Below are 12,219 nucleotides of genomic sequence, written 5' to 3' on the forward strand. Positions count from 1 at the left end.
CTCCAGGCCGCACTCCGGCCGATACAATACCCTATAGAAGCGGCATCGCAGCCTGAAGGACGGCTTAGTCCAACAGGCATTTATTCGCCATGCTGCGCACAGCGAATAAATGCTGAACAGTTAATTAGACGGCACAATATGCTCTGCTTCGATCTGCCAAACTCAATAGCCGCCCTGTGGGGGAGCATCGCTAGCTTCCTCAATTCTTCCTTCATAAGCGCATTTCTGTCCGCGCTCGCCGGCGCTGGATTTGGCGTTTGGGGAGCGCAGAAGGTTGCGGAGCGGTCTTCTCGGGCCATAGAGCTTTTGGAGGGGCTACGTCAAGCAAATGCGATCGTCGTTCTGGCAACAACTATTGCCAATCAAGCCCTTTCCGTAAAGAAACAGCATGTAAAGCCACTCTCGGATCAGTACTTCAAAGACCGTGATGCAGCCAAGGAGCTTCAGTACAAGCTGTCAAACGGCACTCCGGCTCAACCGACGACCTTTCAGTTCCAGCTTACTAAGATCACCCCCCTCACCCTTCCAATAGAAGCCCTTAAGAGTTTGACGTTCTCTGCGCAACTCATGCCAGGACGAGCACTTGCTCTGGTTTCGATGACAGAGCAATCCATTGCGGAGCTTTCCAACGCGATCAATACCAGGTCCGAGATAATTGATGCGCTCCAACGGTCCAATTTGCCATCGCACATACTTTGCTTCGACTACTATGGGCTTCAGCGACCGGACGGAAATACACATGCCATGTACCATGACGTAATGGTTGCCGTTTCCCAGTACACTGATGATGTCGCATTCTTCAGCACAGAACTTGCCGAAGAGCTTCAATCGCATGCCGCCCGCATGCGCGAAAGACTTCTCAAGATCCGTCGCGATGCACCAAAGGCCAACTCAGTAGACTTTTCAGGCCCTCGAGAGTCTGGACTTATGCCACCTCGAGAGAATTACAGTTCCTGGCTGTCTGGCTTTAGATCGCAGGAGTAAGGGGTGCGGTCTAACAATTCATTCAAGCCGACGCTGGACTTCCCCCACTCCACTGGACGCCCCTGTCGGGCTGCAGCTTATTTCAGCGTTAACTGTACCAAGGAGGTATCCGTGAAAGGGAGTTTTTTTGTGTGGATCCATTGAGTATGAGATTGCCTCACTGGACATGCCGATTATTTTTTGTCACTGCAAAAATTGCCGCAAGACACATGCTGCTCCTTTCGCACCCACAGTTGGTGTTCTGAGAGAAAGTTTCCGTTGGATTCGTGGTGAAGAAAAACTTTCTAGCTTTGAATCTAGTCAAGGAAAGTTGAGACATTTCTGTTCAGTATGCGGGACGCATTTGGTAGCTCAAAGACCTAGTCAACCTCATGTAATATTGCGTGTAGCCACTTTGAACGAAGGTCCGGGAGTTAAGCCAGATGCGCATATTTGGTCATCACATGACGTTAGTTGGTTGGAGTATGAGGGTGTTCCTATCTATCAAGAGTGGCAGCCAAATAGATGACAAGTACAGTTAACAATTCGCAGCAGTTCGCGCCTTCGCCGCCGGACACTCACTTCGTTCGTGCCGCTGAGCCCAAGCGTTGCACGTATTAAGGAAATAGCATGATTGTAGTTTATGGTATCAATGACCAGCTAAATCCAATAAAGGCCAAGATGTCGGATGTCATTCATAGCTGTATGCAGTCAGTTCTAGGTATGCCGGAAGATAAGCGTGCGCATAGATTTGTGCCCTTGGAGCGAGAGGATTTCTATTACCCAGGCGGCAGAAGCGATGCCTATACAGTCATTGAAATCAACATGATGTCTGGCCGGAAGCCGGAAACTCAAAAAGCTCTTATCAAGTCGCTGTTCCAAGAGCTCGAATCGCAGCTCTCCTTGGCGCCAGTTGACGTTGAAATTACGATCAATGAGCAGCAGCCGCATCAGTGGGGATTCCGCGGGATGACAGGGGATGAGGCAAATGACCTCAAGTATAAAGTCAACGTGTAACAAAGCCATTAAATTCGCTCCCTGCGGTCGCCGGACGCTCGTTCCTCGCGCCGTGTATGGCGGGCGTTAATTGTCGAAAACCGAGGTTCTTATGTCTGTTGTTTGGAGAAAAGAGTACATCGTAATTTCAAGGTGTTTGTCTCAGAGACCGATGATGGGGCGATTTACAGTAGTTGCTTATGGTATGAAGGTGACCGAGCACTGAAAGCTCCCAGCGAAAAAAGTGAGGGATTGAGGTTTGATTTGAAGACATTCCACGCATCCTCAGAAGATGAAGCATACGAAAAAGTGATGGCATGGGTTGTCGAGAAGTTTGGGCCTGATGTTGAGGTTACAGCCGCCAATTAACCAGTCGGTCAACAGGACGCCAAAAGCGTACCGCTTTTGGTTCCCTCCGCTGGCGCTCCGGAGCCGGTTACCTCAGCGTTAGGGACAAAACAAGGAGAGTCTGCTTGGCAACAAATTATGTCCTAATAGATTTCGAGAATGTGCAGCCGAGCAACCTGCAGCTTCTCAAGCAGCACCCATTCAAAGTGGTGGTTTTCGTAGGTGCAAACCAAACTAAAATACCATTCGATTTGGCTGCAGCTATGTAAGACCTTGGCAATGCGGCGCAGTACATAAAGATCACCGGTGCCGGGAAAAACGCTCTTGATTTCCATATTGCCTATTACATTGGTGAACTTGCAGCCAAGGACTCAGGTGCGTACTTTCATATCATCTCTCGCGATACTGGTTTTGACACGCTAATCAAGCATCTAAAGTTACGTGGCATTAAAATACAGCGCGAGCGAGACTTGGTAGAAATTCCCGTAGTAAGAATATCCACTGCTACCTCATCCGACGACATGGTGTCTGCCATCGTGAAAAACTTGGCTGGTCGGGGGCAATCTCGGCCTCGCAAAGTTAGAACGCTCACCAATACTATCAATTCGCTATTCACTGAGAAGCTATCGGAGCAGCAGCTAATTTCAATTATGAAAGACTTGGAGCAGCGAAAATACATAAAGGTGAATAACGGAAATGTCTCATACCAATTGCCATAGTAATTCTAATAAATACAATCATGAGAGACTTCTTACGACGCACCCCTGCTGAAAAGCCTGGCGTCATCGCCCCTGTCGAATTCAGCCAGCTCCATTCGACATTAGATTGCCACCCACAGCAATCACCCACAGAAGGGAGCCGATCATGAAGCCCATGGCAAAGAACACGATCTGCCTTTGGTACGATGGCGCCGCTGAGGAAGCCGCAAAATTCTATGCCGAGACCTTCCCCGATTCCTCGCTCGATGCGGTGCACCGGGCGCCTGGGGACTACCCAGCAGGGGAGGAGGGGAGCGTTCTGACGGTCGAGTTCACCGTGTTGGGCGTGGCGTGCCTCGGGCTGAACGGCGGGCCTATGTTCAAGCACAGCGAGGCGTTCTCGTTCCAGGTGGCGACCGAGGACCAGGAGGAGACGGATCGCTACTGGAACGCCATCGTCGGCAATGGTGGCGAGGAGAGCCAATGCGGCTGGTGCAGGGACAAGTGGGGCATCTCGTGGCAGATTACCCCGATCGCGCTGACGAAAGCCTTTACCAGCCCCGACCGCGCCGCCGCCAAGCGGGCGTTCGAAGCCATGATGACGATGCGGAAAATCGACATCGCTACGATCGAGGCCGCCTTTCGCGGTTGAGATGAGAAGGGGTTTACCCAACACCGCCGACGCTACCCAGCGTCGGCGGGTGATCAGCCATTGTTCCTCGGTGGTGTCCAAGCCGGTGCTTCGTCCACGGTTCGCTGTGCGTCCTCCTGCATGGCGTGCCCCAACGACTCCTCGAGCTTCATGAACAGCTCCCCGTAGCGCGGGCTGAAGTGAATGCCTTCTTCGATATTGCGCCAGGCGTCGAACAGTTGGTCTTCGTGGGCTTTTTCGCTGGCAATGAAGGAGTCGGTCATCCGGCGGGCGCGTTGAGGGTGGACGCCCATGGCGGTGAGGGCCTCGCCACCGAGTTCCAGGGCGGAGTAATAGGTCTCGCTCACCACGTCGTCGGCGCCGGCTTCACGCAACTCGTAACCATGGCCGCGGTCGAAGGCGCGGGCCAGTATCCAGACCTCTGGATAAAGCTGTTTGACGTGGCGCACCAGGCTCACGGCCCGGTCGCGGTCGTCGATGGCGACGACCAGCAGGCGCGCCTCGGCAATGCCGGCGGTTTCCAGCAGTTCGACGCGGGTGGCGTCGCCGAAGTAGCTTTTCAGTTGGATGCGGCGCAGGTTTTCGATCTGATCCAGGGCATGGTCCAGGGCGACGCTGGGAATGTTGTTGGCGCGAAGCAAGCGACAGACGATCTGACCGAAGCGGCCGACCCCTGCCACGATCACCGGGGCCTGTTCTTCTATCTCATCCGGCTCCGCTTCTTCATTGGATGCCTTCTGATAGCGCGGCAGCACCATCCGGTCATAAACAATGAACAACAGTGGGGTTAGGAACATGGAGAGGGCCACCACCAGTGAAAGCACCTGGGCGGTGTCCGCCGGAATCACCCGGTTCTGGGTGCTGTAGGTCAGTAGGACAAACCCGAACTCCCCGGCCTGGGCCAGCCCGAGCGTGAACAGCCAGCCTTCGCTGTCGCGGATGCCGAATGCGAAGGCCAGGCCAACCAGAATCAGCGCCTTGCCCACGATAACCGCCAGGGCGAGAAGAAGGACCGTATCCCAGGCATCCGCCAGCACCCCGAAGTTGATCCCCGCGCCCACGGTAATGAAGAACAGCCCCAGCAACAGCCCCTTGAACGGTTCGATATTGGCTTCCAGCTCGTGCCGGAATTCGCTGTTGGCCAGGACCACACCGGCCAGGAAAGCGCCGAGCGCCGGCGACAGGTTCACCAGGCTCATGAGCGCCGCGATGCCGATAACCAGCATCAGGGAGGTGGCGGTGAACACTTCCCGCATGCCGGACTGCACCACGTAGCGGAACAGCGGCCGGCTCAGGTAATAGCCGCAGACAATCACCAGCACGATCGCGCCGACAACCACCAGTCCATGCGCCCAGCCCGGCAGGTTCTCAACCAGGCTGAGGCTGCTGTGTCCATGCTCTGTGCCGGTGCCAGAAATTCCCGGCACGGCCAGCAGCGGGATGATGGCCAGCATGGGAATCACCGCAATGTCCTGGAAAAGCAGCACTGAGAAGGCACTACGGCCGCCTTCGGTCTTGACCAGACCCTTTTCGTTCAATGTCTGCAGGACGATCGCGGTTGAGGAGAGGGAGAAGAGAAACCCCACCGCCACGGCTGTTTGCCAGGGCAGGCCCAGGGACCAGGCAAAACAGGTGGCGGCGGCTGCGGTCAGTGTGACCTGCAGGCCGCCGAGACCGAGCAGGCGGACCCGCATGGCCCAGAGGGTTTTGGGGTCAAGCTCCATGCCCACCAGGAACAGCATCATGACCACGCCGAACTCGGCAAAATGCTGAACGGTGGCGGTCTCCTGGCCCACCAGTCCGGTCACCGGCCCTATGACCACACCGGCCACCAGGTAACCGAGTACCGACCCCAGCCCGAACCGCTTGGCCAGTGGCACCGCGATTACCGCCGCCACCAGGTAGATAAACGCCTGAACAAAGTAGTCTGTCATCGGTGTAGTCAATCATGTCCGTGGGCCGAAAATCAGATATTCGGTCCGTCACCGACATGAGTCAAAGCCGCCGACGCTTTTCCCCAGCGTCGGCGGCTTTTTCTTTTCCTATTGCGGAAACCTCAGGCCTCGATCCACACCTCGTCGCCCTTGAAGCTCACCTTCCAGGTGCGCAGCCGCACGCTGTCGTCTTCCAGGCACTGGCCGTCTTCCAGGCGGAAGTGCTGCTTGTAGATCGGCGAGGCGACGACGGGCTGACCCTTGAGGTCGCCGACGATGCCGCGGGCGATGACGTTGGCGTTGGAGAAGGGGTCATGGTGGTCGATGGCGTAGAGTTCCTGCGCCTGGCCGGTTAGCTGCGACGTGTTCGGGTCGCTTGGAATATAGAAGAGGGCCACCTGGGCGGGGCCTTCCGGGGTTTCCACCCAGGCGGCGACGCCGGAGAAGGGCACCAGGTCGGCGCGGGTACATACGGTTTGCCAGGTCTGGGTCATGGTCTTGGCCGCAATTGCTGAGCTCATTCAGGGTGTCTCCATTTTCTTATCTGTCACTGGCGAGCGAGATGAAGTGGCGGCGCGCTGGGCGCCGCCATTCCTTCAAGCCGGCCGCAACTGGCCGCGCTCGGTGGTGTAAATAATGTCCGGATCCGGGCGCGCGTCGTTGACGAAGCTGCGGAAGCGCTTGAGCTTCTCCGGATCGCTGATGGCGTTGGCCCATTCGCATTCGTAGGTGTCGACCACGGCCTGCATCTGCCGCTCGAGTTCCTCACCGATGCCGAGGCTGTCCTCGAGGATCACGTCCTTGAGGTAGTCCAGGCCGCCTTCCAGGTTCTCGCGCCATACCGAGGTGCGCTGCAGGCGGTCGGCGGTGCGGATGTAGAACATCAGGAAGCGGTCGATGTAGCGGAACAGCTCCTCGTCGCTGAGGTCGGTGGCGAACAGTTCGGCGTGGCGCGGGCGCATGCCGCCGTTGCCGCATACGTACAGGTTCCAGCCGTTCTCGGTGGCGATCACGCCGACGTCCTTGCTCTGGGCTTCGGCGCACTCGCGGGTGCAGCCGGAAACGGCGAACTTGAGCTTATGCGGCGCGCGCAGCCCCTTGTAGCGGTGCTCCAGCTGGATCGCCATGCCCACGCTGTCCTGCACGCCGTAGCGGCACCAGGTGCTGCCGACGCAGGACTTCACGGTACGGGTCGATTTACCGTAGGCGTGGCCGGTCTCGAAGCCGGCCTCGATCAGTTCGCCCCAGATCGCCGGCAGGTCCTCCAGGCGGGCGCCGAACAGGTCGATGCGCTGGCCGCCGGTTACCTTGGTGTAGAGTTCGTACTTCTGCGCCACCTGGCCCAGCACCACCAGCTTGTCGGGGGTGATCTCGCCACCCGGCACGCGGGGAACGACGGAGTAGGTGCCGTTTTTCTGCATGTTGGCCATGAAGGTGTCGTTGGTATCCTGCAGCGGGATGTGGGCCGCGTCGGTGATCGGCTCGTTGAAGCAGGAGGCGAGTATCGAGGCCACCGCCGGCTTGCAAATGTCGCAGCCGAGTTTGTGGGTCTCGGGGTTGCCGTGCTTCTCCATCAGCTCGCTGAAGGTCTTGATGCCCTCCACCCGTACGATGTCGTAGAGCTCCTGACGGGTATGGGCGAAGTGCTCGCAGATCGACTTATCGACCTCCACGCCGCGGCTCTCGAGTTCGTGATCGACCAGGTTCTTGAGCAGGGCGGCACAGCCGCCGCAGCCGGTGCTGGCACGGGTCTCGCCCTTCACCGCGCCGAGATCCACGGCGCCGGCGTCGATCGAGGCGCACACGTCGCCCTTGGTCACGTTGTGGCACGAGCAGATGGTGGCGGTTTCCGGCAGCGCGTCCGGCCCCAGCGCGGGGGCGGCTTCGCCACCGGCCGGCAGGATCAGCGCAGCCGGGTCCTCGGGCAGCTCGATGCGGTTGGCGTAGTACTGCAGCAGGGTGTCGTAGTAGCTGTTGTCGCCCACCAGCATGGCGCCCACCACGCGCTTGCCGTCGCTGGAGACCACCAGCTTGCGGTACTGCTGCTTGATGGGGTCGAGGAAGCGGTACTGCCGTGCACCGGGGGTGCGGTCGCCGTGGGCATCGCCGATGGAGCCCACGTCGACGCCCATCAGCTTGAGCTTGGTGCTCATGTCGGCGCCGCGGAAGGTCTCGCTGCCTTCGAGGAGCGTAGACGCCGCGACCTTGGCCATCTGGTAGCCGGGGGCGACCAGGCCGAAGATACTGTTGTTCCACAACGCCACTTCACCGACGGCGAGTATCGCCGGGTCGCTGGTCAGGCAGTTGTCGTCGATCACCACGCCGCCGCGCTCGCCGATCTCCAGGCCGCTGTCGCGGGCCAACTCGTCGCGGGGGCGAATGCCGGCGGAGAACACGATCAGGTCGGTCTCCAGCACCTTCTCGTCCTGGAACACCATGCGGTGGCGGCTGGCCTCGCCGTCGACGATCTCCTGGGTGGCGCGGCCGGTGAGTACCTGCACACCCAGCGCTTCGATCTTCTCGCGCAGCAGCTCGCCACCTTCACTGTCGACCTGCATCGGCATCAGGCGCGGAGCGAACTCCACCACCGCAGTGTCGAGATCGAGCCCGCGCAGGGCGTTGGCAGCTTCCAGGCCGAGCAGGCCGCCGCCCACCACCACGCCGGTGGTGGCGGTTTCGGCAGCGGCCCGGATGGCATCGAGGTCTTCCAGGGTGCGGTAGACCAGGCAGCCCTCGCGGTCGTTGCCGGGAATCGGCGGCACGAAGGGGAAGGAGCCGGTGGCCAGCACCAGGCGGTCGTAGGCGTAGCGGCCCTTCGGCGTGACGACTTCGCCCGCCTCGCGGTCGATGGCGGTCACCGCTTCGTGCAGGCGCAGTTCGATGCCGTGCTCGGCATAGTAATCGGCGGTGGAGAGCGCCAGCGAGGCGGCATCGCGGCCGCTGAAGTACTCGGAGAGGTGCACGCGGTCGTAGGCCAGGTGGCGCTCCTCGCCGAACACGGTAATGGCGTAGCGCTCGGTGGCGCCCTGTTCGACCAGTTGCTCGACCAGGTGGTGGCCGACCATGCCGTTGCCGATGACGATCAGTTGCGGTTTCACGGGCGTGTTCATGCGGCCTCCTTTGCGGGGCGTTGCGGTGATTCGTTCAGGGCGTCGTCGAGCAGGACCTGGGCGTCGGCGGCACCGAGCAGCAGCGCGGTGCGGCAGGCGGTGAGGTCGACCCCGGCCAGGGCCTGCTCGAAGTACCAGGGGCCGGAGGCGGTGTCGCCGTAGAGCACGGCGCCCTCCAGGCGGCCGCCTCTGAGCAGCAGGCGGCGGTAGTCACCCTGCTGGGGATCGCGGTAGCTGAGCACCTCGTGGTCGGGCTCGGGCTCGGTGGGCCCGAAGGCGTAGAGCGCCACACCGCTGACCTTGAGCTTGGTGGCGGTAGGCGCTTCGACGTACCCGGTGCTGGGCTTGCCACAGAGGCAATCGGCCAGCACTTCGACCTGGCGCCAGATCGGCTCGACCAGGCCGTAGAGGTTGCCGCGGTGCTCGCAGCATTCGCCGAGGGCGTGGATCGCCGGGTCGGAAGTGGTCAGCCACTCGTCGACGATCACGCCACGCTGAGTGTCGAGCTCGGCGGCGCGGGCCAGCGCGGTATTGGGCACGATGCCGATGGCCACCACCACGCAGTCGGCGGCGAGCCGGGTGCCGTCGGCGAGCCGGGCGGCGCACACGCGGCCGTCGCTGCCGGCTTCCAGGCTTTCGAGCTGGGCGTCGGTGTGAATGTCGAGCCCACGGCCGCGCAGCTCGCTTTCCAGCAGGCGGGCGGCGGTGAGATCGAGCTGACGGTTCATCAAGCGGTCGTCGCGCTGCAGCAGGCTCACCTGCATGCCGCGCTTGCCCTGTCCACGTTTACGTAAGCCTTCCGCCGCCTCCAGGCCGAGCAGGCCGCCGCCGATCACCACGGCGCTGCCGCCTTGCGCGGCGGCACGAGCCAGGGCGTCGGCGTCGTGCAGGTCGCGGAACACGTGCACGCCGGGAAGTTCGAGCCCCGGCACCGGCGGGCGAGCCGGGTTCGAACCGGTGGCCAGCACCAGGCGGTCGTAGTCGAGCGTGCGGCCGGCGTCGGTGGTAAGCGTGCGGGCGTCGCGGTCGATGGCCTCGACCCGCTCGCCGAGGATGAGCTCGATGTCCTGCTCGGCGTACCACTCGGCGCTGCGCAGGGTCAGGGCCTCGCGCTGCATCTCGCCGGCCAGCAGCGGGGAGAGCAGGATGCGGTTGTAGGCCGGCGCGGTTTCGGCGCCGATCACGGTGATCCTGGCGGGGCGCTCGGGCCGGGCGAGGAGCGCCTCGACCAGCCGATGGCCGGCCATGCCGTTGCCGACGATGACCAGGTGCTCGACGGTGGATGTCTCGGGATGTCGCCGTGGCATGCGAACACCTCCTCTCGCTGCGCTTGTCGAAATGACGGGCCTATAACGCAACGACGCCTCGGCGCTTCCCCTGTCGATTCGATGATCGAACCGGGGAGCACAGAGACGTCGTTGTCGCTTTCCTTGTGGGCGATCGCCTTTGATCGCCGCTCTGTCCTGCAAGTATCAAGATTCCGGCCAGGAGGCGCCTTGCGAGAGTTTTTCTCTTTTAGGGCAGTGTGTTGGAAGATGGCTCGCAGGTCGTGCGACAGGCCGGAGGCATCTCAGCCGCCACCGGCCGTGCACATCAGTGGTGCGTTGCGGCATCGAAATGCACAGGGCTGTAGCACGCTGCCAGCAGCGCCGGATCGAAGCGGCTGCCCTCGGCTTCCAGCTGGCGCACGATGGGTTGGGCGAAGTGCAGGGCGGCCTGCGGCGTCGGGCGCAGCATGTCCGCGCCGTAGAGATGCTGGTGGATGGGGGCCGTATTGCTGTCGAGCGTAGCGAGGTGGCGAATCGAACGGTCGAGGTAGGGCGGCAGGGCCAGCCACTCACGTGCCTGGCGGCGATGATCCGGCGAGGCGGCCAGCCAATCGCTGGCTGCTACCAGGGCACGCAGCAGGGCGGCCAGGGTGGCCGGGTAGCGCTGCGCCCAGGAGCGGGTCATGCCGAGTACCTTCTCCGGATGGTCGTGCCACAGCTGGGCGCCGGTGGCGACCAGCCGGCCCACGCCGCAGTGGCGGGCCAGGGTGCCCCAGGGTTCGCCGGCGCAGAAGCCGTCGATCTGGCCGTCGCGCAGGGCTTCCACCATGCGCGGCGGCGGCAGGGCGACCAGCTCGACGTCGCGGTCGGGGGCGATGTCGCCCAGGGTGAGCCATTCGCGCAGTTGGTAGTGCTGGCAGGAATAGGGATACACCATGGCCAGGCGCGGGCGCCTGCCGCTGCCCGCTCCGCGCAGCCAGTTGCCCAGCGCCAGGGCGCTGTCGGCCGGGTCGCTGCCGAGCGTGGCACCGCTGGCCTGGCACAGCGATGCGGAGAGCGTAACGGTGTTGCCGTTGCGCGAGAGCAGCAGCGGTGCCAGCGTCTCGCAGGGGGCGCGGCCCAGCCCCAGGCTCATGGCCAGCGGCATGGGGGCGAGCATCTGGGCGCCGTCGAGCAGGCCGGCGGCGACCTTGTCGCGCAGGGTGGCCCAGGCGTTTTCCCGCGACAGGCTGACGTCCAGCCCCTGGGCGGCGAAGCAGCCGCGTTCGCGGGCGACGATCAGCAGAGCAGCATCGAGCAGCGGTACGAAGCCGAGGGTGAGGCGCTCGAGTTCGGGGCTGGCGGCGTGGTGTTGCGGTTGACTCATGAGCGGGTTCCCCGTTTGTCGTCGGCGTGCCCTTCGGGCGATAGCGGGTTCAGGCGGGCGAGAATGTCGATGACGCTGTCGGCGACCTCGGCGATGCGCTGGCCGCGGTCCATGGCGAGCTTGCGCAGCATGCGGTAGGCCTGCTCCTCGTCGCAGCCCTGATGCTTCATCAACAGGCCCTTGGCGCGCTCGATGCACTTGCGCTCGGCCAGTTGGTTGCGGGCCTTGTCGAGTTCCTGGCGCATGCTGTGAAAGGCGTCGAAGCGGGCGATGGCGACCTCGACGATGGCCTTGACCCGCTCGGGCACCAGGCCATCGACGACATAAGCGCTGACCCCTGCCTTGAGCGCGGCCTGCAGCATGTCGGAGTCGTGCTGGTCGGCAAAGAACACCACCGGACGCGGGTTCTCCCGGTTGAGCAGCGCCATGCTCTCCAGCGTGTCGCGGTCGGGGCTCTCCATGTCGATGATTACCACGTCGGGCTGGTGGCGCCCGACCATCTCGTTGAGGCTGGCCGGGTTCGAGAGCCGGCAGATGACCCGGTGTCCCTCGGCCATCAGCGCTTCCTCGACCATGGCGGCACGTACCACCTCGTCGTCGACCAGCAGAATGTTCAGGGGGGGTGGTGATGGCATAGGGTCTCGCTCATGAACGGCGTGCCGGGGACTCTTTGCTAGTGCTAAGCAAGAAACGTTCCATGTCGCGAAACGACCCACGTGGCGCAGCGTTCGGCGCAACGTCAGCCGGCAGCGAGCGCAACTGGACGCCCGTTCGGCACCAGCCTGGTGCAAGGGCGCTTTGGGGCGGGAGAGTGATGGTGCAGAGCAGCATGCCGGTGTGCCGTGACGAGGGACCATCTGGCTGATTGACGCCCGTTCTTCGCC

The 12,219-nt window shown here is 61.9% G+C and carries 12 protein-coding genes; 5 read left to right on the plus strand and 7 right to left on the minus strand.

Annotation, left to right across the window (positions count from 1 at the left end; all coding sequences use genetic code 11):
• From KPL81_RS20105 to KPL81_RS20115, 3 genes are all read left to right on the plus strand, one after another.
• Window positions 1–984, plus strand: a 984-nt coding sequence (locus KPL81_RS20105; protein ID WP_219793642.1) for a hypothetical protein, incomplete at its 5' end; no start/stop codon positions are given.
• Window positions 985–1,111: 127 nt separating this feature from the next.
• A complete protein-coding gene (locus tag KPL81_RS20110; RefSeq protein WP_479688652.1) occupies window positions 1,112–1,492 on the plus strand; it encodes a GFA family protein in 381 nt (126 codons plus the stop codon).
• Between the two features lie 101 nt (window positions 1,493–1,593).
• Window positions 1,594–1,980 (plus strand): tautomerase family protein, encoded by a 387-nt coding sequence (locus KPL81_RS20115; RefSeq protein ID WP_219793643.1) that lies wholly within the window; start codon window positions 1,594–1,596, stop codon window positions 1,978–1,980.
• Between the two features lie 470 nt (window positions 1,981–2,450).
• Here KPL81_RS20115 and KPL81_RS20120 read toward each other — a convergent pair whose 3' ends face one another.
• Window positions 2,451–2,642 (minus strand): hypothetical protein, encoded by a 192-nt coding sequence (locus KPL81_RS20120; protein ID WP_219793644.1) that lies wholly within the window; start codon window positions 2,640–2,642, stop codon window positions 2,451–2,453.
• On the opposite strand from KPL81_RS20120, the gene KPL81_RS20900 reads away from it, so the two are divergent.
• Window positions 2,607–3,026, plus strand: coding sequence for a PIN domain-containing protein (locus KPL81_RS20900; RefSeq protein ID WP_479688653.1), 420 nt, complete (start codon window positions 2,607–2,609; stop codon window positions 3,024–3,026). The genes KPL81_RS20120 and KPL81_RS20900 overlap by 36 nt on opposite strands.
• Window positions 3,027–3,171: 145 nt before the next feature.
• Window positions 3,172–3,657, plus strand: a complete 486-nt coding sequence (locus tag KPL81_RS20130; RefSeq protein ID WP_219793645.1) for a VOC family protein — start codon at window positions 3,172–3,174, stop codon at window positions 3,655–3,657.
• A gap of 53 nt (window positions 3,658–3,710) precedes the next feature.
• Here the strand turns inward: KPL81_RS20130 and KPL81_RS20135 are convergent, their stop codons facing one another.
• The 6 genes from KPL81_RS20135 to KPL81_RS20160 all read right to left on the minus strand — a co-directional run bounded on the left by KPL81_RS20135 (window position 3,711) and on the right by KPL81_RS20160 (window position 11,970).
• Window positions 3,711–5,603 (minus strand): monovalent cation:proton antiporter-2 (CPA2) family protein, encoded by a 1,893-nt coding sequence (locus tag KPL81_RS20135; RefSeq protein ID WP_338035648.1) that lies wholly within the window; start codon window positions 5,601–5,603, stop codon window positions 3,711–3,713.
• Window positions 5,604–5,713: 110 nt separating this feature from the next.
• Window positions 5,714–6,112, minus strand: a complete 399-nt coding sequence (nirD, locus tag KPL81_RS20140) for a nitrite reductase small subunit NirD (protein WP_219793646.1) — start codon at window positions 6,110–6,112, stop codon at window positions 5,714–5,716.
• Between the two features lie 75 nt (window positions 6,113–6,187).
• Window positions 6,188–8,701 (minus strand): nitrite reductase large subunit NirB, encoded by a 2,514-nt coding sequence (gene nirB / locus KPL81_RS20145; protein ID WP_219793647.1) that lies wholly within the window; start codon window positions 8,699–8,701, stop codon window positions 6,188–6,190.
• A complete protein-coding gene (locus tag KPL81_RS20150; protein ID WP_209477032.1) occupies window positions 8,698–10,008 on the minus strand; it encodes an NAD(P)/FAD-dependent oxidoreductase in 1,311 nt (436 codons plus the stop codon). The genes nirB and KPL81_RS20150 overlap by 4 nt, the downstream gene beginning before the upstream one ends.
• A gap of 286 nt (window positions 10,009–10,294) precedes the next feature.
• Complete coding sequence (locus KPL81_RS20155; RefSeq protein ID WP_219793648.1) at window positions 10,295–11,335, minus strand: CmpA/NrtA family ABC transporter substrate-binding protein; 1,041 nt, start codon at window positions 11,333–11,335, stop codon at window positions 10,295–10,297.
• Window positions 11,332–11,970 carry an ANTAR domain-containing response regulator gene (locus tag KPL81_RS20160; RefSeq protein WP_219793649.1) on the minus strand — a complete coding sequence of 213 codons (639 nt, stop codon included), beginning with the start codon at window positions 11,968–11,970 and terminating at the stop codon, window positions 11,332–11,334. The genes KPL81_RS20155 and KPL81_RS20160 overlap by 4 nt, the downstream gene beginning before the upstream one ends.
• Window positions 11,971–12,219 lie beyond the last annotated feature (249 nt).

This window comes from Billgrantia antri, from assembly GCF_019430905.1.
Lineage (GTDB): Bacteria > Pseudomonadota > Gammaproteobacteria > Pseudomonadales > Halomonadaceae > Halomonas > Halomonas antri.

Coding starts and splice junctions, on each gene's coding strand:
- KPL81_RS20115 (WP_219793643.1), top strand. CDS start 1,594: ATGATTGTAGTTTATGGTATCAATGACCAGCTAAATCCAATAAAGGCC.
- KPL81_RS20120 (WP_219793644.1), bottom strand. CDS start 2,642: ATGGAAATCAAGAGCGTTTTTCCCGGCACCGGTGATCTTTATGTACTG.
- KPL81_RS20130 (WP_219793645.1), top strand. CDS start 3,172: ATGAAGCCCATGGCAAAGAACACGATCTGCCTTTGGTACGATGGCGCC.
- nirD (WP_219793646.1), bottom strand. CDS start 6,112: ATGAGCTCAGCAATTGCGGCCAAGACCATGACCCAGACCTGGCAAACC.
- nirB (WP_219793647.1), bottom strand. CDS start 8,701: ATGAACACGCCCGTGAAACCGCAACTGATCGTCATCGGCAACGGCATG.
- KPL81_RS20150 (WP_209477032.1), bottom strand. CDS start 10,008: ATGCCACGGCGACATCCCGAGACATCCACCGTCGAGCACCTGGTCATC.
- KPL81_RS20155 (WP_219793648.1), bottom strand. CDS start 11,335: ATGAGTCAACCGCAACACCACGCCGCCAGCCCCGAACTCGAGCGCCTC.
- KPL81_RS20160 (WP_219793649.1), bottom strand. CDS start 11,970: ATGCCATCACCACCCCCCCTGAACATTCTGCTGGTCGACGACGAGGTG.